The following is a 22,558-nucleotide window of genomic DNA, read 5'->3' on the forward strand; positions in this document are numbered from 1 at the left end:
CCAGCATGTGCAACCCTCGTTGCACATGCTGCAACACGATTGATGGAGGAAGACGGTGGACCAGACCTTCGCAGGCACCTTCGCAAGCACCGGCACCGGGCCGGCGATCGACACCGGCAAGGTGGCGGCCCTCGCCGACGAGGTGCTCGACTGGCGCTTCAAGGCGCTGCCGCCCGCCGCCTACGGCCTCAGCGTCCGCGACTACCTCGCCACCGGGCCCACCCTCGCCGGGCTCGGCACCCCGCTGCTCACGCTGGACGGGGCCGCCCTCGACCACAACGTGCGGACCATGGCCGACTGGTGCACCAAGGCCGGTGTCGCGCTCGCCCCGCACGGCAAGACCACCATGGCGCCCGCGCTCTGGCAGGCACAGCTCGACGCCGGCAGCCACGGCATCACGCTCGCCAACCTGCCGCAGGTCAGGGTCGCGCGGGCCTTCGGCGTCCAGCGGATCCTGCTCGCCAACACCCTGCTCGACCCGGCCGGGCTCGGCTGGCTCGCCGCCGAACTGGCCGCCGACCCCGCGTTCGCCTTCGTCTCCTGGGTCGACTCCACCGAGAGCGTCCGGCTGATGGACGAGGCGCTGCGGGCGGCCGGCGCCGAGCGCCCGGTCGAGGTGCTGGTCGAGCTCGGCGGCCCCGGCGGGCGCACCGGCACCCGCGGCGTCGACGCGGCGGTCGAGGTCGCTGCCGCCGTGCTGCGCGCGCCCACCCTGCGGCTGGCCGGCATCGGCGGGTACGAGGGCGCGCTGGCCCACGACGCCGGCGCGGACGGGCTGGCCACCGTCCGCGGCTACCTGCGGGCCCTCGCCGAGTTGCACGGACGGCTCTCCACCGCCTACTCCGACGTCGCCGCGCCGGTGGTCACCGCCGGTGGCAGCGCCTACTTCGACCTGGTGGTCGAGGAGTTGAACGCCCTCCCGGACGCCTTCGTGGTGCTCCGCTCGGGGGCGTACATCGCCCACGACGACGGTTTCTACCGGGGGATCTCGCCGCTCGTCCGCGGCGCCGGCGACACGCCGTTCCGCGGCGCGCTGCACGGCTGGGCCCGGGTGGTCTCCCGGCCGGAGCCCCAACTCGCCCTGCTGGACGCCGGGAAGCGCGACCTGCCATTCGACGACGGCCTGCCCGAGCCGCAACTGGTCCGGGGAGGGGCAGAGTTGATCGGCACGAAGGCCAGGATCACCGCGCTCAACGACCAGCACGCCTTCCTGCGCGAAGCCGGCGACCTCGCCCCCGTCGGCGCCGTGCTGCGGCTCGGCATCTCGCACCCGTGCACCGCCTTCGACAAGTGGACGCTGATCCCGGTGCTGGACGACGCCTCCGCGGCGGAGCCGAAGGTCACCGGCCTGGTGAGGACGTTCTTCTGATGGCTGCCGCTCCGACGGGCGACGGTCCCGCGAGTGCGGGGCCGGCGCGCGGCGGTCCGGGGGGTGGTGCGCTGACGAGTGGCGGTCCTGTGGGTGGCGGTCCTGTGGGTGGCGGCCCGCTCGTCTTCAAGGGGGCCACCGTGATCGACGGGAGCGGCGCCGACCGGTACCGGGCCGACGTCCGGATCGACCGCGGGCGGATCGCCGAGATCGGGCAAAGCCTGGGCGCCGCACGGGAGGTGGACGCGGACGGGCTGGTGCTGGCCCCCGGGTTCATCGACATGCACGCCCACTCCGACCTCGCCCTGCTGCTCGAACCCGAGCACCCGGCCAAGGTCACCCAGGGCGTCACCTGCGAAGTCCTCGGCCAGGACGGCCTGTCGTACGCGCCGGTCGACGACACCACCCTGCCCGCGCTGCGCCGCCAGATCGCCGGTTGGAACGGCGACCCGGAGGGCCTCGACTGGGACTGGCGGACGGTCGGGGAGTACCTGGACCGGCTGGACCGGACGGGCACGGGAGTCAACGCCTGCTACCTCGTCCCGCACGGCTCGTTGCGGATGCTCGCCATGGGCTGGGAGAACCGGGCGCCGCGCCCGGCCGAACTCGACCGGATGCGCGCGCTGTTGGGGGAGGGCCTGCGGCAGGGTGCGGTCGGGTTGTCGAGCGGCCTCACGTACACGCCGGGGATGTACGCCGGCACCGCCGAGCTGGTCGAGCTCTGCCGGGTGGTCGCGCAGTACGGAGGATTTCACGCGCCGCACCAACGTTCCTACGGTGCAGGAGCGTTGGAGGGCTACGCGGAGATGGTGGAGATCGCCCGGCAGTCCGGCTGCCCCGTCCACCTGACCCACGCCACCATGAACTTCGGCGTCAACCAGGGGCGGGCCGGCGAACTGCTCGACCTGGTCGACCGGGCCCTCGCCGACGGCGTCGACCTCACCCTGGACAGCTACCCCTACCTGCCAGGATCCACCACCCTGGCCGCCCTGCTGCCCGGTTGGGCCACCGAGGGCGGCCCGCAGGCCACCCTGGCCCGGCTCGGCGAGCCGGACGCGCGCGAGCGGATCCGGTACGAGGTGGAGGAGAAGGGCAGCGACGGCTGCCACGGGGTGGTCACCGACTGGGCGACCATCCAGCTCTCCGGCGTCCGGAACCCCGCGCTGGCGGGGGCCGTCGGGCGGACGGTGGCCGAACTCGCCGCCGAGCAGGGGCTGAGCGGGACGGACGTCTTCCTCGACCTGCTGCGCCGGGACGAGCTGGCCACCACCATCCTCCAGCACGTCGGCCACGAGGAGAACGTCCGGGCGATCATGCGCCACCGCGCGCACACCGCCGGCAGCGACGGCCTGCTGGTCGGCGCCCGTCCGCACCCGCGCGCCTGGGGTACCTTCCCCCGCTACCTGGCCCGCTACAGCCGGGAGTTGGGCGTGCTCACGCTGGAGGAGGCGATCGCCCGGATGACCGGTCGCCCCGCCGCCCGGCTCGGACTGGACCGGCGCGGCCTGATCGCCCCCGGCCACCACGCCGACCTGGTCCTCTTCGACCCGGAGAAGGTCCAGGACACCGCCACCTTCGAGCAGCCCCGGCAGCCCGCCGCGGGCATCGAGCACGTCTACGTCAACGGCACCGCCGTTGTCCGGCAGGGCCGCACCACGGGCGCCCGGCCCGGGCGCGCCCTGCGCCGAACCGACCGAGGAACCCGAGCCGCATGAGCCCCACGCCTTTCGTCGTCGCCCGCATGCGCGCCGTGCTGGCCGCCTCGCCCGTCATCGCCGTGGTCCGTGCCCCCCGGATACCCGACGCCGTCGCGCTCTGCGCCGCGCTCGCCGAGGGCGGCATCAACCTGACCGAATTCACCTACACCACACCGGATGTGACGGATCATCTGCGACGTGCCGCGCGGGAGGGATGGCGGGTCGGGGTCGGCACCGTGCTGACCGTGGAGCAGGCGGAGCGGGCATTCGACGTCGGCGCCACGTTCCTGGTCACCCCCGGGCTCCGGCCCGAGGTGGCGCAGAGCGCGCACGCCGCCAGGGTGCCGGTGGTGCTCGGCGCGCTCACGCCGACCGAGGTGGCCCAGGCCGCCGAACTCGGCGCCGCGGCCGTCAAGATCTTCCCGGCCCGGGCGTTCGGCCCCGGCTACTTCAGGGACCTGCGGGGCCCGTACCCGGACATCCCGCTGGTCGCCTCCGGTGGCGTCAACGCTGGCAACGCCGCGGAGTTCCTGGCCCAGGGAGCTCTCGCGGTCTGCGCCGGGACGGACGTGGTGCCGCCGGACGTCGTCGCGGCGGGCGACTGGGCGGAGATCACCCGGCGGGCGAAGGCGTTCACGGAGGCGTGCGGGGCGCCCCGCTAGCGGTTAGCGGTACGGGGCCGTCCGGTCAGGGGCGGGGACGGGGGAGGAAGTGGCGGACGCGGGCTGTCGGGACGGCCGGGGCGGGGGAGGAAGTGGTGGGCGCGGGCTGTCGGGACGGCCGGGATTGGACGAGAATCGGTAGACCCGGCCCCCGGACCCGGCAGGAGGATCCATCCCATGACCTCGACCCGCCCCGGCCCCGACTGGCTGGCCGACGCCGTCCTCTACCAGATCTACCCGCAGACCTTCGCCGACGCCGACGGCGACGGCATCGGCGACTTCGCGGGCATCGCCGACCATCTCGACCACCTCGCCTGGCTCGGCGTCGACACGGTCTGGCTCAACCCCTGCTTCGCCTCGCCGTTCCGCGACGCCGGCTACGACATCAGCGACTACCTCACCCCGGCCCCGCGCTACGGCACCACCGAGGACCTCGCGGCCCTGGTCGAGGCGGCAGGCCGACGGGGCATCCGGCTCCTGCTCGACCTGGTCGCCGGCCACACCTCCGACCGCCACCCCTGGTTCCTCGCCGCCGCCGAGGACCCGTCCGACCACCGCTACATCTGGTCCGACCGCCCGGTCGACGGCTTCGTCGCCTCGCCCGGCAGTCGCCCCGGCTGGTACCGGCCGAACTTCTTCGACTGCCAGCCCGCGCTCAACTTCGGCTACGCGCAAACCCGTTCCGACCAGCCCTGGCGACAGCCGGTCGACGCCGACGGCCCGCGCGCCAACCGTGCCGCGCTGCGCGAGATCATGGCGCACTGGCTCGGCCTCGGCGTGGCCGGCTTCCGCGTCGACATGGCCTCTTCGCTGGTCAAGGACGACCCCGGGTTCACCGAGACCGCCAAGCTCTGGACCGAGCTGCGAGACTGGCTCGACCGCACCCACCCGCAGGCCGCCCTGTTCGCCGAGTGGGGCGACCCTGCCACCGCCGTCGCGGCCGGCTTCCACGCCGACTTCTTCCTCCAGTTCGGCGGCGCCGACCAGGGGCTGCCGCTGCGCTCGCTCTGGAACAACAATGCCGGCACGGTGGAGGAGTACTGGAAGCAGGGCCCCTGCTACTTCGACGCCGAGGGCCTCGGCACCCCGCAGGTCTTCCTGGACGCCTGGCGCTCCGCCGCCGAACTCACCGAGGGCGCCGGGTACATCGCGTTCCCCACCGCCAACCACGACTTCTCCCGGCTCGCCACCGGCCCGCGCACCGCCGAGCAACTCGCCGCCGCGTTCGCCTTCCTGCTCACCTGGCCCACCCTGCCCGCCGTCTACTACGGCGACGAGATCGGCATGCGCTACCTGCCGGACCTGCCCGACGTCGAGGGCAGCGTGCTCGGCCCGCACTACAACCGGGCCGGCTCGCGCACGCCGATGCAGTGGGCGCCCGGCCGGACCGCCGGCTTCTCCACCGCACCGGCCGAGCGCCTGTACCTCCCCGTCGACCCCGACCCCCACCGGCCCGACGTCGCCACCCAGCGGGCCGACCCGACCTCGCTGCTGCACACCGTCCGCCGGCTGATCGCGCTGCGCCGGGCCCACCCGGGGCTCGGAGTGGAGGGCGGGGTGGAGGTCCGGCACGGCGGGTACCCCTTGGTGTACACCCGGGCGGGCCGGTACCTGGTCGCCGTCAACCCGCGGCGGGAGCCGGGCGTGGTGCCGCTCGGGCCGGTCGCGGCGGGGCCTGGGCCGGTCGGCGTGCGGCCGCTGGACGCGCAGGGGGTGCGGGTGGTCGACGGGGAACTGCGGGCGGAGGGCTTCTCGTACGGGGTGTTCGAGCTGGGCTGATGTCCGGGTAGCCGGGGCCGTGCTCGGGGGTCGTGTTTCGAGCAGTGCTCCGGGCCGTGTTTCGGGTCGGCCAGGGGCTTGGTCATGGGGATTACTCGGTTCGGTGGGGGAGCCGGTCGTCCAGCCAGGCTTTGAGCTCGGCGTTGTGCTCACCGAGCCGGGGCGGGCGGCGCTCGTAGCGCGGGGGTGTGCGGGAGAGGCCGATCGGGTTGGCGACCAGGTCGAGCGGCTCGCCGTCGTCGGTGCCGTCCGGGCGGGTCAGTGTGGTGCGCGGCTCCAGGCCCAGGGCGTCGGCGAGTTGGAAGGCGCCGGCCAGGTCGTTCACCGGTCCGCACGGCACACCGAGCGGGGTGAGGAGGGCGAACCACTCGGCGGCCGTCCGCTGTCGGAGGCGGGTGGTGAGTTCGGCGGCCAGCGCGTCGATGTGGGCCACCCGGTCCGGGTTGGTGACGAACCGGGGGTCGGTGGCGAGCTGCGGCGCGTCCAGCCCCTGGCAGAGCGCGGCGAACTGGCGGTCGTTGCCGACGGCGATCACCAGCGGCCGGTCGGCGGCGGTGAACACCTCGTACGGCGCGATCGACGGGTGGCGGTTGCCAAGGATGCCCGGGACCACGCCGGCCAGGGTGTACCCGGCGGACTGGTTGACCAGGCTGGAGAGCAGCGTGGAGAGCAGGTTGACCTCCACCAACTGGCCCTCGCCGGTGGCGTCCCGCTCGCGCAGCGCGGCCAGCACCCCGACCGCGGCGTGCAGCCCGGTCAGAACGTCCACCAGGGCCACGCCCGTCTTCACCGGCTCGCCGGGCGCCGGGCCGGTCATGCTCATCAGCCCGCCGACGGCCTGCACCAGCAGGTCGTACCCCGGCAGTGCGGCACCCGGGCCGGTGCCGAATCCGGTCACCGAGCAGTAGACCAGCCGGGGGTTGAGGGCTCTGCTGTCCTCGTAGCCGAGGCCGTGCTTCGCCATCGTGCCCGGCCGGAAGTTCTCCACCAGGACGTCCGCGCGGCGGACCAGTTCGACCGCGCGGGCGTGGTCGGCCGGGTCGCGCAGGTCGAGCGCGATCGAGCGCTTGTTGCGGTTGACGGAGAGGAAGTAGGTGGCCTGGCCCTGGACGTGCGGCGGGCCCCAGGCACGGGTGTCGTCCCCGGTGCCCGGCTGCTCGACCTTGACCACGTCCGCTCCCAGGTCGGCGAGGAGCATCGTGGCGTACGGCGCCGCGAGGACGCGGCCGAAGTCGGCCACCAGGACGCCGGAGAGGGGCAGGTTCATGAGGCACCTCCAGGGGTGGGGCGGGGGTCGCGGGTGCGGACGGACACCGTCCGGGTGGTGGTGGGGAACGCCCGGGCCGGCTCCTCGCCGCACCACTCGGCCCGCCCGGCGGCGGTCGCCGTGCCTGCTCCCTGCTCGGTGCGCACCATCGCTCTCCCTCTCGCTCGCCCGGCTCCCTGTCGCCCGGCTGGCTCTGCCCCGCCGGTCCGCCGGGTGCGGATCATTCTGCTCGGCCGGGGGCTGCGGGCGCAGCGGACGACATGTCCTGCGTAGTGGCGGGTCGGGTGGACGTTTCGTCGGGCGGCCCGCGATGACGGCCCGCGGTGAGGCGTTCGGGACAGCGGTGACGCGTTCCCGGGACGGCGGTGACGCGTTCCCGGGACAGCGGTGGCCCGAGCGGGGGATCTCGTGGTGGTGCGGCGGCGCAGCGCCGGTGGCGGGGGTGGTGCGCGTGCTCTGCTGACAGGTGCGCGTTAAGCCCGCCCCTGTTCGGTTCTGAGTTCGAGTACGACTTCGACTTCGAGTTCGACTGCGACTCCGAGTTCGACGTCGATTCCGTCGATTCCGAGGAGACACCCATGACCCGTCCGCCCCGCCGGCTTGCCGGCCTGCTCGGTACCGCCGCCTCCGCAGCCCTCGCCCTGCTGGCGGCCACCCCGGCCGTCGCCGTCGCGCCGCCGCTCTCGCAGCCCCGGATCATCGCCCACTTCAACCTGGACCTGGGCCTCCAACCCGAGAACATCGCCCTCGAACCGGACGGCTCGGCGGACCTCACCTTCTCCTTCGCCCGCAAGATCGGCCGGGTCGACCGGGCCGGAAACCTCACCGAGCTGGCCGTCCTGCCCGCGCCCGCGCAGCCGGCCACCCCGCTGATCGGTGCGGCCGTGGTGACCGGCATCGCCCGCGCCCATGACGGGACCCTCTACTTCGCCTACGCCACCGGCACCGAGGACCTCACCGGCATCTGGCGCCTCTGCCCCGGTGGCACCCCGGAGCGCATCTCCGCCCTCCCCGTCACCAGCTTCCCCAATGGCCTCGCCCTCGACGAGCGCGCGGGCCGGCTCTACTCCGCCGATTCGGCGCTCGGCGTCGTCCACGTCACCCCGGTGGAGGGCGGGGCCTCGACGATCTGGTCCGACGACGCGCTGCTCAAGCCCAACGGAGGGTTCGGCGCCAACGGTCTCAAGGTGCACCACCACGCGGTCTGGGTCAGCAACACCGACACCGGCAACCTGCTGCGCATCCCGATCGACGGTGACGGTACCGCCGGGCCGGCCGAGACCCGCGCGACCGGCGTGGCCGGTATCGACGACTTCGCCTTCCTCGGCCACGGCGACAACGTGATCGCCGCGGTCAACGGCACCAGCGAGGCCGTCTACATCGCCGGCGACGGCAGCCACCACACCGTGCTCACCGGGCAGGACGGCCTCTCCAACCCCACCTCGGTGGCCGTCCGCGGCGACACCGTGTACGTCCCGAGCGCGGCGTACTTCACCCGGACCGACCCGAACCTGCTCCTCGCGACGTTGGAGCGGTAGCAGGCGGCGGTCGCGGTGCGGCGGTGGCCCGGGTGGGGGAACTGCTCCCGCCCGGGCCACGGTGTGGAGGCGTGAGGGTGGTGAGGCGGTGGCTCGGGTGGGGAGCGGGTGGGCGGTTCGTGTGCGGCCTACGCGTGGCGGCCGCGAGTGCGGTGGAGGAGGCCGTGGGCACCGCCGGCCAGGGACCCGGCGGCGCTGAGGGCGGCGTGGAGCGGCGTGAGGTAGGACGGCCAGGAGAGCCACCCGGCGGTCGCGGTCGCGCCGCAGGTCAGCAGCAGGGCGGCTGCGAGTGCCGTCGGCCGTGCGGCGGCGGCGGTGAGGCGAGTGCCCAGGACACCGAGGCCGTAGGAGCCGGCGAGCAGCAGGGCCCACAGGAGGAGAACGAGCAGCACGGCGCGACCCTACCCCGCCGGGTGCGGGAGGCCGCGCGCTGCCTGCGGGCCCGGAGGCAGTGGAGGTCGTGGCCAACGGCTCGTGGCTCAGGACGGCGAGCTGCCGTCGCGGACCTCGGGGGTGATGGTGTCGAACCAGAGGAGGTCCGTGGCCGGGTCGAGGTAGAAAGCGCCCCGGTACTGGGACCGGGTGATGGTCTTGTCGTACGCCGGACTGGTGAGCCAGTGCGCCGTACGGACGGTGTCGCCGTCGAGTGCGGGCGGGAGTGGCAGTCCGGTACTGAGGACGAGCTCGTCGCCGCCCAACCGTGGCGTGGGATCGGCGAGTTCGATGCTGTCGGTCCAGGCGGCCCTGGCCGGCAGCCAGTACCCGCAGGCCGAGGCCGCGCCGGCGGCTGGGTGGTCGGCGCGTCGCCGGCCGGCGCGTCGCTGTGCAGGTGCGGTCGGGGCAGGGCCAGGTGGAGTCCGCCGGCGGCGAGAGGTTGCGAAGAGTGTGTGGACGCCGACGACGGGGGAGAGATACGTCGACCCGCGGGAGAGGTTGGCCCAGAGGCTCAAGCTGCGCTTGGACTCGGAGGTGTGGCCGAGAGTGGCGAGGCGTTCGGCATCGGTGTCCGAACCGGTGTCGGTGTCGCCGTCTCCTGGGATCGTGACGTGACGCTCGGGGTGAGGGCGCGGGAAAACATACGAGATTGAGTTTCCAGCGGCAAGGGTGCACGGCCAATCGCGTTGTACCCTGCCGGAAACACCCGGCAGGACGGTGATCGGGGAGGGCACGCCATGACCACCATCGGGAGTACGACCCCACTGCTCAGCGCCGTCCTCTCACCGCTCACCGACCTCGGCCGGGCCGACGCCGTCGCCCGCCGGATCACCGAGGCGATCGCCCTCGGCCTGGTCGCCGACGGCGACCAACTGCCCAGCGAGAACGACCTCGCCGACCAGCTCGGCGTCGCCAACGGCACCCTGCGTGAGGCGCTCGCCCTGCTCCGCGACGGCGGACTGATCGAGACCCGGCGCGGCCGCAACGGTGGCAGCTTCGTCCGCACCCCGGCGGAAGGATCCGACCGCCTCCAGCTCGCCCGGCTGCGCGAACTCGGCACCGTCGAGCTGCGTGACCTGGGGGACGAGGAACTGGCCGTCGCCGGAACCGCCGCCCGGCTCGCCGCCGAACGCGCGCCCGCCGACCTGGCCGACCGCCTCACCCGGCTGGTCACCGCGCTGCGGGAGGCCCGCACCCCCGCCGAACTGCGCCGCGCCGACGCCCGCTTCCACATCGAACTCGCCGTCGCCGCCCAGTCGGTGCGCCTCACCCAGCTCGCCGTCCGGCTCCAGGCCGAAATCGGGCCGCTGCTCTGGCTGCCGGCGCCCTACGCGCCCGACCGGGAGCGGTTCGCCGAACAGCACCGGGAGATCCTGGTCGCGGTGGGCGCCGGGGACGGGCCCGGCGCCCGCGCGGCGGCGGAGGCGCACACCGTCGCGTGCGTGCACCACCTGGTGCGGGGGCACCTGGAGCTGACGGACTCCGCGGGGGCTTCCCGATCGGCGTCCTCGGCCTTCCCGGCGGAGCGGTCATGACCGGTATCGGCCTGCTCCCCGGCCGGGGTGGCTCTCCTGCGGTGGAGGGCATGGTGGGTGGGGTGGGCTGGGTGATCGTCCGGATGCGTGCTTGACCTTCAATGTCAGAGGTATCGCGTGCGGCGGTGGCGGTGGCCGTGCCGTCGGTGCCTGCGCTCCGGTGCTCAGGTGCGGCGGGGCGGCCGGGTGAAGCAGCAGTCGCCGCAGACGCCCGCGCCCGGGCCCACGCGGTAGTAGAGGCAGCAGCTGTTCCGCCGGAAGCCGGAGTCGTTCAAGGTCCCGGTGCCGGCCAGCGGCGGCCGGTCGAGCAGCACCGCGACCAGCGCCCGGGCCCGGCCGGGAGCCGCGTGGGCGCCGAGCATGCGTAGCGCGCCCACGAGTGCGGACGCGGCGTTGCCGTGGAGCAGCCGCTCCGAGAGCGGCACCGTGGCCCGGACTGCGGCGGCGAGCGGTGCCAACTGGCCTTGGACGAGCGCGCGGTGGAGCCGTTCGGTCAGGGCTTCGTCGTCCGTCGTCCGAGTTGCCGCCGGCCCGGGCTCGTACGGCGCCCAGAGGTCGATCGGCCCCTGCTCCGGCACGCGCACGTACGCGCCGTCGGGGTCCAACGAGGGGACCACGCCCAGCAGGACGGCTGCGCCGAGGCTCACCGAGCAGAACCGGGCGGCCAGTCCGAGGTGCAGGATCGAGGCTGCCACGCGGGGTTCGCCGGTACCGAGCCGTCTCGCGACCTCCCTCACCCGCGAGGCGAGCAACCCGTCCGGCTCCGCCGCGTAGAGCTCGCGCAGCGGCCGGAAGCCCGGGGGCGGCGTATCGGTGGGCGCGTTGGCGGCGTTCAGCGCGAAGTACGGGCCGACGGTGGCGAGTCGGCGGTAGTCGGGCGGGGTGAGGGTCATCGGGCGGCCGCAGAGCCTGCCGCCTGGACCGGTGCCTGGCCCGCCGCCGGGTCCGCTGGTACACACGCGCCGGGCCGGGGGCGGGCGGCGCGGAAGGCGCCGCCGGCGGGCGGGCGGTGGTCGGGCATCGCGCGGTCCTTCGGGTCGGTCGGGTCGGGAGGTCAGCCCGTATGGTGAAGTTGCCGTGGTCGGCACCGGGGAACGGTACCGCGCCCCGGTGTAGCAATGATGCCTCGGTGATGACGGGTCTTCCGGACTTCTCGGGCGGGACCCTCGCACGTCGAGGGGGCGGTTTGATCACCACCGGCCTGCCGGTCACTCCGGGCTTCGCATCGGGCTCCGGGGGCAGAGGCGGGTGCGAGGCCGGCGAGCAGGCACTGCACGGCGGCGGTGGTCCTGCGGGCGGTGAAGGCCCAGGCGGAGTCGGTCCAGGCGGTGGTTGCGGCGGCGTGGGCGGTGGGGGTGGTGCGGGTGTTCATGGTGTTCGGCCCTTCCGTGCGGGGGTCCCTCGGCAGGACGAGGACCAATCTCTCATCTGATGCCCAGTCAGGCCTCCTGCTGTGGTGGGGATCTGATCCACCTCGGGGAGGATCCCGGCCTCCCCCGGGAGAGCTGGGCCCGGGTGCGTGGGGGCCGCACCCGTAGGCTCGGGCGCATGCGTACCGAAACCCCGGCGTCGGACGGCCGGTCCACTGCGGCTGTCCCGCCCCGGCCGGCCCCGGTTCGACCGGCTTCGGCCGGGCCCCCGGCCGCCGTTGCGGCGCGGCTGCGCCGGCCGCTGTCCGCCGCCGCCGTGCTCGGCGTGCTGGCGCCGGTGGTGCTGGCGCACCAGGGCCAGCGTGCGGCCGCGTTGCTCGTCGCCGCCATGGCCGCGCTCGCGGCGGCGGTGGCGCTCCTGCCGTGGCCGTCCCGCCGGGTGACGCTGGCGGGGGCGGCGGGTGCGGTCGCGGTCGCCTCACTGGTGCTGGACGCGGGCTACTCGGGCCCGTACCGCCTCCCCGCGTTCTGGCTGCCGTTCGAGTGGCTTGCGCTTCTGGTGCTGCTCGGCCGGGTGGCGCGGCGGGTGCCCGGCCGGTGGGCGGGGCCGGTCGGGGCGGCGGTCGGCCTGGCCGGGCTGCTGGTGCCGCTGCGCTTCACCCTCCGGGTGCCCGAGGCGGGCTGGACCGGTTCGCTCGTCGCCGTCCTGGTCTCGCTCCTTCCGGCGATCGGCGTGGCCGGGGCCGGCCTCTACCTTCGGGCCCTGGACGCCCGCCGGGAGCGGGCGGTGGCCGGCGCCCGCCGCGAGCAGCGGCTCGAAGTGGCCCGCGGGCTGCACGACTTCGTCGCCCACGAGATCACCGGCATCGTGCTGGAGGCGCAGGCCGGCCAGCTGCCCGGCCTGGACGCGACGGAGACGGCGGCCCTGCTCCGCCGGCTGGAGGAGGCCGGTCTGCGGGCGCTGGACTCGATGGACGCGATGGTGGGCGCGCTGCGCGACCCGCAGGCGGACGAGGTGGCGGAGGGCCGGGCGGTCGGGGCGACCCGGGTGCACGGGCTGGCCGACCTGCCGGAGTTGGTCGGCCGCTTCTCGGGGGGCGGTTCGACCCGGGCCGTCGTCGAGCTGGTGCCGGAGGCCGCCGGGCTGCTGTCGCGCGAGGCCGAGGCCACCGCGTACGCCGCCGTGCTGGAGGGGCTGACCAATGTGCGGCGATATGCACCGGATGCGGCGGAGGTGATCGTGCGGGTGGCGATTGTGGGCGGTGCGGCGGGGACGGCGGGTACGGGTGGGTCCTACGGCTTGGGTGGTTCGCGTGGTGGGGGCGGGGCTGCCGGGGTGGCGGCCCGGTCGGTGGAGGTGTCGGTGACGGACGACGGTGGGCGCGGGGGAGGCCCGAAGGGGCTGCTGCGCCGGCTCCCGGGCAGCGGCGGTACCGGACTGGCCGGCCTGGCCGAGCGGGTGGCCGCCCACGGCGGGACGCTCGACGCGGGTCCGCACCGGCCGTCGGGCTGGCGGATCAGCTGCGAGCTGCCGGTGCGGTAGCTGCTGCGGGAGCCGGTGGGGTGGCCGGCGGGGTAGTTGGTGAGTAGGCCGTTCGGCAGGGGTGACCGGCGGTATCGGGGCTGGCGGGGCCCGTCCGGCGGGTGCTTGCCGCCGTAGTCGCGTTGGTCGCCCTCGCCGCACTGGTTGCCGTCACCGTGCGAGACTGCTCCCCGTGACGAGTCCCCATCCGGAGCGCAGCCCGAAGGATTCGGTGTCTGCTGCGGTGCATGCCGCGCTGCCCGTTGCGGCGTCGCCGGGTGCCGCGCCCGCGGTCGTGGCCGGCGCCGAGCCGTCGGTGGCCGCGCAGGCTCCGATCCGCACGCTGATCGCGGACGACCAGGAGGCGGTCCGCCGGAGCGTGCGGCGGATCCTGGAGGCGCAGCCCGACATCACCGTGGTCGGCGAGGCCGCCGACGGCGCCGCCGCGCTCGAACTCGCCGGGCAGCTGCGCCCGGACGTCGCGCTGGTCGACATCCGGATGCCCCGGATGGACGGCCTGGAGCTGACCCGGCGGCTGGCCGGGCCGGGTGCCGTCACACCGGTGCGGGTCGTGGTGCTGACCACCTTCGATCTCGACGAGTACGTCTACCCGGCTCTTCAGCACGGGGCGTCGGGCTTCCTGTTGAAGCGGTCCGGGCCGGCTCTGCTGGCCGAGGCGGTGCGGGCGGCGGCGAGCGGGGAGAGCCTGATCAGCCCGTCCGTCACCGTCCGGCTGCTGAAGCACGTGACGGCGCCCCGGCGCCCGGAGAGCCGTCGTGGTCCTGTTGTGCCGCTCACCGACCGGGAGGTGGAGATCGCCGGTCACGTCGCCGCGGGCCGGACCAACGCGGACATCGCCGCCGAGCTGTTCATCTCGCCGGGCACGGTGAAGACGCATGTCGCCAGCATCCAGCGGAAGCTGGGCGTGCAGAACCGGGTCGGCATTGCCGTGCACGCCTGGGAGATGGGGTACGCGGTCCCGACCGTGTAGTGGTGCCTGCATCTCGCGGATTGCCTGCCGGTTCGGGCGGGGAAGGCGGGAAGGGCGGGGAGTGCGGGCACGGGGAACCTGCGAGGCGGGGGTGGCCTCCGGACGTCGCGTCCTCCGGCCTCACAGTTCGATCGTCGACCGAGGTACCAGCGGCAGACCCTGATCCGTCTCGATCTGTCGCCACTGCCTCCTGCGGTCGAACTCCCTCATCTACCTCGCAGGTCCACCTCCATGATGCTCCTCCCGTACCGGTTGCACCAGAGTTTTCCGGTGCGAAATCGGGCAAAGTGTGCAGGTCGGGTACGGGGTCGGGAGATCGGCCGGCGGGGCTGTTCGGCGGCTGTTCGGGGACTGCCCGGGACTGCCCAGGACTGCCCGGGGCTGCTCGGGCTGTTCAAGAAGGACGCCCGCTATCGCAGCGCGTCCTTGCGCAGGAACCGCTTCAGCCGTTGCCACGGCCAGGTGTTGATCACGTCCTCGGCGGTCAGCCAGGCCCGCTGGGCGGTGCCGATCCCGTACTGCGGGTAGGCGAGGTGGCCGGTGGCGTGGGCGTCGCTGTCGATCGCGAACCTCACGCCGTACCGCTTCGCCCGCAGCACGTCCTCGTCGCGAAGGTCGAGCCGTTGCGGGGAGCTGTTGATCTCGATCGCGGTGCCGGTGCGGGCGGCGGCTTCGAAGACCGCGTCCAGGTCGACGTCGATCGGCCCGCGCCGGCCGATCCGGCGGGTGGTGAGGTGGCCGATGATGTGTACGTACGGATTTTCGCAGGCTCGGACCAGCCGACGGGTCTGGGTGGCCCGGTCGGCGCCGAAGTGCGAGTGGACGGAGGCCACGCAGACGTCGAAGCCGGCGAGGAACTCGGCGGGCCAGTCCACTCCGCCGTCCGGGCCGATGTTCAGCTCGGTGCCGTGCAGCAGGCGCATCCGCCTGTGCCGGCCGGCGAGTTCGCGCAGCTGCTCGCGTTGGGCGAGCATCTTCTCGTCGGTCATCCGCTGCATGACCAGGTCGGGCGCATGGTCGGTCACGGCGTAGTACGTGTAGCCGCGCGCGGCCGCCGTGTCGATCATCTCCTCCAGGGTGGCCAGCCCGTCGGTGAGGTTGGTGTGGGTGTGCAGGTCGCCGCGGAGGTCCGCCTCCGTGACCAGCTCCGGCAGTTCGCCGCGCAGCGCCGCCTCGACCTCGCCCCGGTCCTCGCGCAGCGGCGGCGCGATCCACGGCAGCCCGAGCGCCGCGTAGACCTCCTCCTCGGTGGCCGAGGCCACCTTCGTGCCGTCCGCGCTACTGTCGCCGCCGGTGCTGGTGTCGTTGGCCCTGCTGTCGGCATCCTCGGCCTGCTCGGCGTCCTTGGCGTTCTCGGCTTCGAACAGCCCGTACTCGGAGAGCTTCAGGCCGGCCCGGACGGCCATGGTCCGGAGCTTGATGTTGTGGGCCTTGGAGCCGGTGAAGTAGGCCAGCGCCGCACCCCAGTCCCCCTCCGGCACCACCCGCAGATCCACCTGGAGGCCCTTGGCCGTGCGGACCGAGGTCTTGGTCGGGCCGCGCACGATCACCTCGGCCACGTACGGGAGTTCGGTGAGCGCGGCCATCAGCGGCGCCGAGTCCTCCGCGGTGGCGAGCACGTCGATGTCGCCGACGGTCTCGCGCATCCGGCGCAGCGAACCCGCGTACGCGCAGCGGGTGCAGCCCGGCACGGCCGCGATCGCCGCGACGATCTGCTCGGCCTGCTCGGTGGCCGCGTCGAGCAGCGTCCGCCCGCCGGACTGCCGCATCAGCTCGATGCCGTGCAGGATCTTCTCGCCGCTGCGCTCGCCGAATCCGGCCACCCCGCTCAGCCGGTCCGCGCGGATCGCCTCGGCGAGTTGGTCGACCGAGGCGATGTCCAGATCACGGTAGAGGGCGAGGGCGCGTTTGGGGCCCACGCTGGGGACGGCCATCATCTCGCGGACGCCGGGTGGGATCGCGGCGCGCAGCGTCTCCAGCGCCTCCATCCGGCCGGTGGCGAGGTACTGGGCGACCTTCTCGGCGGTGGACTTTCCGACGCCGGGGATCTGCTGGAGGCCCTTGGCGTCCAGCCCGGCGACGTCCTCCGGGTAACCGCCCACGGCGCGGGCGGCCTTCTCGTAGGCGCGGGCCCGGAAGGCGTCCCCGCCGGTGATCGAGATCAGGTCGGCGTACTCCTGGAGCAGCTCCTGGACCTGGTCGTTGAGCCGGGTCATGGGGTCAGTCTAGGTTCGGCGGTCTGATCGGGCCGGGTGGGCGGAGGGCGGCGCGTTCCAGGCAGGCGGCGTTCCGGGCAGGCAGTACCGGGCGGGGTGGTGTCCGGGGTGGACGTGTCCCGGGGCGTTCCGTCGGGCGGGTGTCCGGTGGCCCGGCCCCGTCGGTCGGCCGGGGCGGTACCCGCCGACCGGCGGGGTGTGGTGGCCGATTTGCGTCCATGAGCCGGATTGTCACCCGGGTGGCGGAGGCGCAGGCTTGGCGGAGGGGCCCGGAACGCGGCCCTGTCCGGCCTGCCGCGCGTTCGGCGGCGGCGGCCGGCGACGCACGAGGGGCAGGGCGATGGCACGCGGGAAGCTCTGGGGCTATGTCGCGTCGGGTGCCCGGGTGCTCGGCGGGCTGGGTGCGTTCGGCGGACTCGGCGGCCCGGGTGGCTCCGGGGCGGCCGGGCGCGGCGGCAGCGGCCGGGGTGGCGGATTCGGCGGTGGCCGGGACGGCGGCTCCGGGGGCGGTGCGGACGGCGCCGGCGGCGCGGGCGGGTTCGGTGGCGCCGGGTCCGGCGGTGCGGGCGGTCCGGGCCGGCCGCCTGGGGAGATGGCCGCACCGCGGGCACTCAGCAGGCCCGAACTGGAGCGGGTGCGGTGGACGGAGCGCACGGAGGGCTGCAATCCGCAGGCTCAGCACGTCCAGGTGGCCGAGGTGGTGCAGCGGGTGCTGCGGGGCGGCGGCCGGGCGGCGTCGGTCTCGACGCGGATACCGGCCGGCCTGCCGGTGGTGGCCGTGGACGCCCGGCGGCTGGAGTCCGCGCTGGCCGGGCTGGTCGACCATGCGATCCGGCGCAGCCCGGCGGGGGACCGGGTGCTGGTCCGGGTCGACGCGGTGTCCGGCCGGAGGGGTTCGGGCGGCTGGGGCGGCGTCGGCGGTGCGGGCGGCCCGGGTGGGTCGGGGGCCGTGCGGGCCGTTCGTGGTCGGGCGCCGGGGCCGGACGGTGTGGCGGGGCCGGCGGGTGCGGTGACGGACCGGGCCCGGGTGGAGCTGAGGGTGGTGGACCGCGGGCCGTGTGAACTCCCGGAGGCCCGTGAGTGGTTGCTCGCCGGGATGCGCCCGGACGGTCCGGTGGGGCCGGCCGGCTACGGGCTGATCCGCGCGGCAGGCGGTCGGCTGGCGGTGGAGCCGACCCCGGGCGGCGGCATCACCGTGGTCCTGATCCTGGCGGTGGCCCGCGACTGACCGTCACCGCCAGCACCATCCGGTACCGATCGGCCCGGCCCGGCACTCGGAAGATCGCCAAGACTTGTTTGCAAATAACCCTTTGCGAAGAAGTGTTTGCGGTTCTACGCTGCTGCCATGACCGAAGAGCAGAAGTGGCCGCACAGCCCGGAGCCGCAGACCGATGTCGTCGTCCTCGACGCCAAGGGCCTGCGGGCCCTCGCCCACCCCGTGCGCGTGCAACTGGTCGGGCTGCTGCGCCGGCACGGGCCGTCCACGGCGACGATGCTCGCCGAGCGGATGGGGCTGACGTCGGGCGCGACCAGCTACCACCTGCGCCAGCTGGCGGCTGCCGGCTTCGTCGCGGAGGACACGGAGCGCGGAAACGCCCGTGAGCGGTGGTGGAAGCCGCTCCACCAGGTGACCTGGTTCGCGGATCGGGACTTGGCCGACGAGGAGCCCGAGGCCGCGTTCGCCTACCTGCGGTCGGTCGTCGCCGCCAACGCGCTGACCACCCAGCGCGCGCTGAACTCCTTCGAGACCATGCCGCGGGAGTGGCGGCACTCCTTCGACTTCAGCGACTGGTCGCTGCGGCTGACGCCGGAGGAGGCGCGCCGCCTCGCCGAGGAGGTGGCGGAGGTGGTCGCGCGCTACCGCCGGGCCGCGGGGCCCGAGTCGGACTCCGAGTCCGAGTCCACGGCCGAGCCCGAGGCGGTGCCGGCGGGGGCCGAGCGGGTCTCGGTGGTGCTCCAGGTGCTGCCCGACCCCGCGGGCGAGCCGGAGGCGGACGCATCGGAGGGGCCGAAGTGAGCACCGTCCCGGCTGCGGCTTCCCGGTCCGCCGCTCCGCGCACGGTTCGGCCGCTGGCCGGGGTGCTCGGGGCGATGGCGATCTCCCTGACGGGGACGCGGGTCTCGGCGATCGCCCTGCCCTGGTTCGTCCTCGCGACCACCGGCAGCGCCACCATGACGGGCGTCGTCGCCTTCGTGGAGATGACGCCGTACGTCCTGGTCAAGGCGCTTGCCGGGCCGGTCATCGACCGGCTGGGCCCGCGGGTCATCTCCTGGACGACGGATGCGGTGAGCGCTGTTGCGGCCGGCCTGATCCCGTTGCTGCACGGCCTGGGGGCGCTGCCGTTCTGGCTGCTGCTGGTCATGGTCGGGCTGGTCGGAGCGGTCCGCGGCCCGGGGGACTTGGCCAAGGAGGTGATGGTCCCCGAGGCGGCCGACCGTGCGCGCGTACCGCTGGAGCGGGCCACCGGGCTCTCCGGGGTCACCGAGCGGCTGGCCTCCACGGTCGGCCCGGCGATCGGCGGCGGGCTGATCGCGCTGCTCGGCCCGATGGCCGGTCTGACGGTCAACGCGGTCGCGTTCGCCCTGGGCTCGCTCGTCATCGCGCTCGTACTGCCGCGCGGCATGGGCCGGGCGGCCGCCGCCCCGCAGCCGGCGGGGGAGGGCGAGCCGGAGCAGCGGGCCGGCTACTGGCGGATGTTCCGAGAGGGCTTCACCTTCGTGCGCGGCGAGCCGCTGATGCTCACCGTGATCGTGATGATCGGTGTGACCAACCTGCTGGACGCCGCGTTCATGACGGTCCTGGTGCCGGTCTGGGCGCAGGAGTCCGGCGGCGGCCCGGCGGCCATCGGCCTGACCGGCAGTGCCTGGGGGATCGCCGCGGTCGGCGGCAGCCTGATAGCGGCGGCGTTCGCCCACCGGCTCCCACGCCGGATCGTCTTCTTCACCGGCTTCCTGCTCTGCGGGGCCCCGAGGTTCCTGGTCCTTGCCATGGACGCACCGATGGGCGTCGTGCTCGCCGTCTTCGCGGTGGGCGGGTTCGGCTCCGGCTTCCTCAACCCGATCCTCGGAGCGATGCTGTTCGAACGGGTGCCGCGCCACCTGCTCGGCCGCGTCGGCGCCCTCGGCGACTCCCTGGCCTGGGCCGGCATCCCCCTCGGTGGCCTCCTCGCCGGTGCCGCCGTCGCCCTCACCGGCCTGATACCCGTGCTGCTCGCCTGTGGCGGTCTGTACTTCGCCACCACCACGCTCGCCGGCCTCCGCCCGGAGTGGCGGGAGATGGACCGCCTGCGCGGTCACGGTTCGGCGGGCGAGGTGTCGGAGCCCACGCGGTCGGCGGTGTCGGCCTGACGCCGTCCCCCCGACGTCGGGCCCGCCCACCACGGAGGCCGATCGGACACTCGGCACGGAGGCTCCCGTGGGCGCCGGCCGAGGGTGTTTCGCCCGGTGAACGGGCGGACACCGATTGCCGGTCAGTTGCCCGTTGACTTGCCGATGACGGCTGCGGCGATCTCCTACTGTCCGTCAAGTGACCGGAGAAAATAAATCGTGTCGGGTGATCGAGCAAGAACTCTGTGACATCTGGGCGGGCGTCCTCGGCGTCACGGCCCAGCCGCACGACGATTTCTTCGATCTGGGCGGGAATTCGCTCAAGGTGGTCGACGTCGTCATTGCCGCACGGCAGCGCGGAATATCCGTGCGAAGCTCGGCGGTGTTTCGGAATCCCACACCGGCCCGGCTGGCCGAAAGCCTGACGGTGGGCGGTGTCGGGGCCGTGGATCCGTCGACCGGGATTCCGGTGCCGGCCGTGCTGGCGGAGTCCGGCCCCGCGCCGGAGCACGGCGGGCCGGCCCTGACCACGCTCGTCGCGGACGGCGCCGGGGAGCCGCTGTTCCTCGTCCTCTCCGAGCAGTTCTCCGACATCGAGCGCGAGGCCGCGCGCGGCTGGGAGACCGGCCGCCCGGTGTACGCGCTGTCGCTGGAGCACGACCCGGGTGCCGAGCCGTGGACGGCGACCGTGCCCGAGCTGGCCGAGCGGTTCGTCGGCGAGCTGCTGGCCGTCCAGCCGGCGGGCCCGTACCACCTGGTCGGCGTCGGCAGCGGCGCCGTGGTCGCCTTCGAGCTGGCGCGGCAACTGCGCGCGCACGCGCGGCAGGTGGCCCGGGTGGTGCTGATCAAGCCGGCCGCGCTGCCGGCTTCGCCGGTCGACTTCGACCTCGCGCTGCGCCGCCGCCTGGCCCTGGTGGCAAAGCGGTTCGGCCTCGGCGGCGAGGAGGACGCGGCGCAGGTGCTCGCCGTGCTGAGCCGGGAGGGCTGGTACGGGGCGGACACCGGGGCGGCCGACCTGGCGCGGCTCCAGCGGGTGGCGGCCGGGATCGCGTGGGCGCTGAGCCGCTACCGGCCGCAGGCCTGCGACGTCCCCGTCGTCCTGCTCCAGGACGAGAAGGAGGCCGACGCCGCCGAGCGGATCTGGGGCCCGGTGGCCGCGGAATGCCGGACGCACCGGTTCGACTACGGCCTCGAATGGTTCGGGCCGTTGCTCGCCGATCCCGGGGTGGCCGACGTGATGAAGGCGGAGTTGCTCACATGACGTACGAGCAGCGCCTTCCGAACGGGCTGGTGGTGCGGTGCCTCAACCGCAACGAGGCCGAGTATCTGTACAAGGAGATCTTCGAGGACGAGGTCTACCTGCCGCCGGACGGCAAACCGCTCCCGGAGAACCCGGTCATCGTCGATGTCGGGGCCAATCTGGGGATGTTCACGCTGTTCGCCTCGCAGCAGTGGCCGACCGCCCGGATATTCTCCTTCGAGCCCGCTCCGGAGGTCTTCCGGTTGCTCTCCGGAAATGTCGCGGGGCTTTCCAACGTCACGGCTCTCAACCAGGCCGTCGGCTCCGTTCCGGAGCGGCGTGAGCTGACCTTCTACCCGCAGTACACGATGATGTCCGGATTCGACGCGGATCCTGCCGAGGACAAGGAACTGGTCCGCTCCTACATCAGGAACGTCGCGGCCGGCCTCGACGACGAGGAGCGCCGCGCGGTGTTGGTCGAGGAGACCGAGGAGATCCTCGCCGGCCGCTTCGAGGAGGTCCGGAAGGTCTCGTGCGAGGTGGTGCGGCTCGATGAGACGGCGACGAGCCTCGGCATCGACCGCATCGACTTCCTGAAGATCGATGTCGAGGGCTTCGAGCTGGAGGTGCTGGGCGGCATCGGCGACGAGCTGTGGCCGAAGGTCCATCTGGCTGCCGTCGAGGTCGAGGGCGAAGGCCGGTTGGCCGCGGCCGTCGAACTGTTCACCGCCCACGGCATGACGACCACGGTGGAGCAGCCCGAGGAGTACCGCGGCACCGATGTCTTCACGTTGTTCGCGCGGAGGAACTCATGATGGGCACACTGGTCAACCGGAAGTGGGTCGTGAGGCCGCGCCCGGTGGCCGAGCCGGACGTACGGGTGATCTGCTTCCCGCACATCGGTGCCGGGGCCTCGATCTACAACGAATGGGCGGGCCGGCTCCCGGCCGGCGCCGAGTTGTGCGCCGTCCGGTTCCCCGGGAGGGAGAACCGGCTGGACGAGCCGCCGATCGAGGAGATGCCGGACCTTCTGGAGACGCTGGGCAGCGTCCTGGCACCGGTGACGCAGGGGCGGTTCGTGCTGTTCGGGCACTGTTCCGGCAGCCTGGTGGCCTTCGAGTTCGCGCGCTGGCTGCGCGCGCGGGGCCGGCCGCAGCCGGAGCTGCTGGTCGTCTCGTCGATCGAGGCGCCGGCCGTGCGCTCGGTCGAGTCGCCGCTCCATCTACTGCCCCGCGAGGAGCTCTTCGAACAGGTGGCGTCGTACGGCGGCGTGGCGCCGGAGGTCCTCGGCGACCCCGACCTGATGGAGATGTTCGAACCCGTGCTGCGGGCCGACTACCGGCTGATCGAACGGGCGCCGTACGCCCCCGAGCCGCCGCTCGACGTCCCGATCGTCGTCGCCGGCGGCATGCACGACCACTTCGTGACCTACGAGTCCATGGCGGCCTGGCGATGGGAGACCACCCGGCCGTTCTCGCTGCACATGTACCCGACCAGCCACTTCGTGCTGGACGAGGCGTCGGAACTGGTCTCCGCCCTGCTGCGCGGCGCGCCGACGGCGGGCGCGGGACCGACCGGCTGACCGACGCCGCTGACGCGTGCACAAGCTC

At 73.9% G+C, this 22,558-nt stretch carries 20 protein-coding genes; 14 read left to right on the forward strand and 6 right to left on the reverse strand.

The window, feature by feature from the left end:
- Positions 1-55: 55 nt before the first annotated feature.
- The 4 genes from ACZ6NC_RS07375 to ACZ6NC_RS07390 all read left to right on the forward strand — a co-directional run bounded on the left by ACZ6NC_RS07375 (position 56) and on the right by ACZ6NC_RS07390 (position 5,507).
- The gene (locus ACZ6NC_RS07375; protein WP_465729896.1) at positions 56-1,369 is read left to right on the forward strand and encodes a type III PLP-dependent enzyme domain-containing protein; all 1,314 of its coding nucleotides are present in this window, start codon (positions 56-58) and stop codon (positions 1,367-1,369) included.
- 140 nt (positions 1,370-1,509) lie between these two features.
- Positions 1,510-3,084, forward strand: a complete 1,575-nt coding sequence (locus ACZ6NC_RS07380; protein WP_465729898.1) for an N-acyl-D-amino-acid deacylase family protein — start codon at positions 1,510-1,512, stop codon at positions 3,082-3,084.
- Complete coding sequence (locus tag ACZ6NC_RS07385; RefSeq protein ID WP_465729900.1) at positions 3,081-3,728, forward strand: bifunctional 4-hydroxy-2-oxoglutarate aldolase/2-dehydro-3-deoxy-phosphogluconate aldolase; 648 nt, start codon at positions 3,081-3,083, stop codon at positions 3,726-3,728. Before ACZ6NC_RS07380 ends, ACZ6NC_RS07385 begins: the two co-directional genes overlap by 4 nt.
- Before the next feature lie 177 nt (positions 3,729-3,905).
- Positions 3,906-5,507 (forward strand): alpha-amylase family glycosyl hydrolase, encoded by a 1,602-nt coding sequence (locus ACZ6NC_RS07390; protein WP_465729902.1) that lies wholly within the window; start codon positions 3,906-3,908, stop codon positions 5,505-5,507.
- Between the two features lie 91 nt (positions 5,508-5,598).
- On the opposite strand, the gene ACZ6NC_RS07395 is transcribed toward ACZ6NC_RS07390, so the two are convergent.
- Together ACZ6NC_RS07395 and ACZ6NC_RS07400 are read right to left on the reverse strand one after the other, a co-directional pair.
- A complete protein-coding gene (locus ACZ6NC_RS07395; RefSeq protein WP_465729904.1) occupies positions 5,599-6,774 on the reverse strand; it encodes a CaiB/BaiF CoA transferase family protein in 1,176 nt (391 codons plus the stop codon).
- The gene (locus ACZ6NC_RS07400; RefSeq protein WP_465729906.1) at positions 6,771-6,923 is read right to left on the reverse strand and encodes a hypothetical protein; all 153 of its coding nucleotides are present in this window, start codon (positions 6,921-6,923) and stop codon (positions 6,771-6,773) included. The genes ACZ6NC_RS07395 and ACZ6NC_RS07400 overlap by 4 nt, the downstream gene beginning before the upstream one ends.
- A gap of 429 nt (positions 6,924-7,352) precedes the next feature.
- Here ACZ6NC_RS07400 and ACZ6NC_RS07405 point away from each other — a divergent pair, with 429 nt between their 5' ends.
- Positions 7,353-8,312 carry an SMP-30/gluconolactonase/LRE family protein gene (locus ACZ6NC_RS07405; RefSeq protein ID WP_465729908.1) on the forward strand — a complete coding sequence of 320 codons (960 nt, stop codon included), beginning with the start codon at positions 7,353-7,355 and terminating at the stop codon, positions 8,310-8,312.
- Between the two features lie 128 nt (positions 8,313-8,440).
- Here ACZ6NC_RS07405 and ACZ6NC_RS07410 read toward each other — a convergent pair whose 3' ends face one another.
- The gene (locus ACZ6NC_RS07410) at positions 8,441-8,704 is read right to left on the reverse strand and encodes a hypothetical protein (RefSeq protein ID WP_465729910.1); all 264 of its coding nucleotides are present in this window, start codon (positions 8,702-8,704) and stop codon (positions 8,441-8,443) included.
- Positions 8,705-8,791: 87 nt separating this feature from the next.
- Positions 8,792-9,010, reverse strand: coding sequence for a hypothetical protein (locus ACZ6NC_RS07415; RefSeq protein ID WP_465729912.1), 219 nt, complete (start codon positions 9,008-9,010; stop codon positions 8,792-8,794).
- A gap of 474 nt (positions 9,011-9,484) precedes the next feature.
- Here ACZ6NC_RS07415 and ACZ6NC_RS07420 point away from each other — a divergent pair, with 474 nt between their 5' ends.
- A complete protein-coding gene (locus ACZ6NC_RS07420; RefSeq protein ID WP_465729914.1) occupies positions 9,485-10,282 on the forward strand; it encodes a FadR/GntR family transcriptional regulator in 798 nt (265 codons plus the stop codon).
- 164 nt (positions 10,283-10,446) lie between these two features.
- Here the strand turns inward: ACZ6NC_RS07420 and ACZ6NC_RS07425 are convergent, their stop codons facing one another.
- Positions 10,447-11,175, reverse strand: a complete 729-nt coding sequence (locus tag ACZ6NC_RS07425; protein ID WP_465729916.1) for a (2Fe-2S)-binding protein — start codon at positions 11,173-11,175, stop codon at positions 10,447-10,449.
- Between the two features lie 655 nt (positions 11,176-11,830).
- Between ACZ6NC_RS07425 and ACZ6NC_RS07430 the strand changes: the two genes are divergently transcribed.
- Together ACZ6NC_RS07430 and ACZ6NC_RS07435 are read left to right on the forward strand one after the other, a co-directional pair.
- Positions 11,831-13,195 (forward strand): sensor histidine kinase, encoded by a 1,365-nt coding sequence (locus ACZ6NC_RS07430; RefSeq protein WP_465729918.1) that lies wholly within the window; start codon positions 11,831-11,833, stop codon positions 13,193-13,195.
- A 295-nt stretch (positions 13,196-13,490) separates the two neighbouring features.
- Positions 13,491-14,165 carry a response regulator gene (locus tag ACZ6NC_RS07435; protein ID WP_465730226.1) on the forward strand — a complete coding sequence of 225 codons (675 nt, stop codon included), beginning with the start codon at positions 13,491-13,493 and terminating at the stop codon, positions 14,163-14,165.
- A 410-nt stretch (positions 14,166-14,575) separates the two neighbouring features.
- On the opposite strand, the gene ACZ6NC_RS07440 is transcribed toward ACZ6NC_RS07435, so the two are convergent.
- Positions 14,576-16,381, reverse strand: a complete 1,806-nt coding sequence (locus ACZ6NC_RS07440) for a helix-hairpin-helix domain-containing protein (RefSeq protein WP_465729919.1) — start codon at positions 16,379-16,381, stop codon at positions 14,576-14,578.
- A gap of 340 nt (positions 16,382-16,721) precedes the next feature.
- Here ACZ6NC_RS07440 and ACZ6NC_RS07445 point away from each other — a divergent pair, with 340 nt between their 5' ends.
- The 6 genes from ACZ6NC_RS07445 to ACZ6NC_RS07470 all read left to right on the forward strand — a co-directional run bounded on the left by ACZ6NC_RS07445 (position 16,722) and on the right by ACZ6NC_RS07470 (position 22,530).
- Complete coding sequence (locus ACZ6NC_RS07445) at positions 16,722-17,609, forward strand: histidine kinase (protein ID WP_465729921.1); 888 nt, start codon at positions 16,722-16,724, stop codon at positions 17,607-17,609.
- A 117-nt stretch (positions 17,610-17,726) separates the two neighbouring features.
- On the forward strand, positions 17,727-18,398 hold the full coding sequence (locus ACZ6NC_RS07450) for an ArsR/SmtB family transcription factor (RefSeq protein ID WP_465729923.1): 672 nt from the start codon (positions 17,727-17,729) through the stop codon (positions 18,396-18,398).
- Positions 18,395-19,729 carry an MFS transporter gene (locus ACZ6NC_RS07455; RefSeq protein ID WP_465729925.1) on the forward strand — a complete coding sequence of 445 codons (1,335 nt, stop codon included), beginning with the start codon at positions 18,395-18,397 and terminating at the stop codon, positions 19,727-19,729. Before ACZ6NC_RS07450 ends, ACZ6NC_RS07455 begins: the two co-directional genes overlap by 4 nt.
- 205 nt (positions 19,730-19,934) lie before the next feature.
- Entirely contained in the window at positions 19,935-20,969 is a 1,035-nt protein-coding gene (locus ACZ6NC_RS07460; RefSeq protein WP_465729927.1) for a phosphopantetheine-binding protein, read from the forward strand.
- Positions 20,966-21,763, forward strand: coding sequence for an FkbM family methyltransferase (locus tag ACZ6NC_RS07465; protein WP_465729929.1), 798 nt, complete (start codon positions 20,966-20,968; stop codon positions 21,761-21,763). The genes ACZ6NC_RS07460 and ACZ6NC_RS07465 overlap by 4 nt, the downstream gene beginning before the upstream one ends.
- On the forward strand, positions 21,760-22,530 hold the full coding sequence (locus tag ACZ6NC_RS07470; RefSeq protein WP_465729931.1) for a thioesterase II family protein: 771 nt from the start codon (positions 21,760-21,762) through the stop codon (positions 22,528-22,530). The genes ACZ6NC_RS07465 and ACZ6NC_RS07470 overlap by 4 nt, the downstream gene beginning before the upstream one ends.
- Positions 22,531-22,558: the final 28 nt, after the last annotated feature.

Source organism: Kitasatospora sp. NPDC041988, from assembly GCF_055588525.1.

Excerpts from the sequence above, each read along its gene's own strand:
- ACZ6NC_RS07390 (WP_465729902.1), top strand. The coding sequence starts at position 3,906 with ATGACCTCGACCCGCCCCGGCCCCGACTGGCTGGCCGACGCCGTCCTC.
- ACZ6NC_RS07425 (WP_465729916.1), bottom strand. The coding sequence starts at position 11,175 with ATGACCCTCACCCCGCCCGACTACCGCCGACTCGCCACCGTCGGCCCG.
- ACZ6NC_RS07400 (WP_465729906.1), bottom strand. The coding sequence starts at position 6,923 with ATGGTGCGCACCGAGCAGGGAGCAGGCACGGCGACCGCCGCCGGGCGG.
- ACZ6NC_RS07385 (WP_465729900.1), top strand. The coding sequence starts at position 3,081 with ATGAGCCCCACGCCTTTCGTCGTCGCCCGCATGCGCGCCGTGCTGGCC.
- ACZ6NC_RS07470 (WP_465729931.1), top strand. The coding sequence starts at position 21,760 with ATGATGGGCACACTGGTCAACCGGAAGTGGGTCGTGAGGCCGCGCCCG.
- ACZ6NC_RS07395 (WP_465729904.1), bottom strand. The coding sequence starts at position 6,774 with ATGAACCTGCCCCTCTCCGGCGTCCTGGTGGCCGACTTCGGCCGCGTC.
- ACZ6NC_RS07405 (WP_465729908.1), top strand. The coding sequence starts at position 7,353 with ATGACCCGTCCGCCCCGCCGGCTTGCCGGCCTGCTCGGTACCGCCGCC.
- ACZ6NC_RS07430 (WP_465729918.1), top strand. The coding sequence starts at position 11,831 with ATGCGTACCGAAACCCCGGCGTCGGACGGCCGGTCCACTGCGGCTGTC.
- ACZ6NC_RS07440 (WP_465729919.1), bottom strand. The coding sequence starts at position 16,381 with ATGACCCGGCTCAACGACCAGGTCCAGGAGCTGCTCCAGGAGTACGCC.
- ACZ6NC_RS07420 (WP_465729914.1), top strand. The coding sequence starts at position 9,485 with ATGACCACCATCGGGAGTACGACCCCACTGCTCAGCGCCGTCCTCTCA.
- ACZ6NC_RS07465 (WP_465729929.1), top strand. The coding sequence starts at position 20,966 with ATGACGTACGAGCAGCGCCTTCCGAACGGGCTGGTGGTGCGGTGCCTC.
- ACZ6NC_RS07445 (WP_465729921.1), top strand. The coding sequence starts at position 16,722 with ATGGCACGCGGGAAGCTCTGGGGCTATGTCGCGTCGGGTGCCCGGGTG.
- ACZ6NC_RS07450 (WP_465729923.1), top strand. The coding sequence starts at position 17,727 with ATGACCGAAGAGCAGAAGTGGCCGCACAGCCCGGAGCCGCAGACCGAT.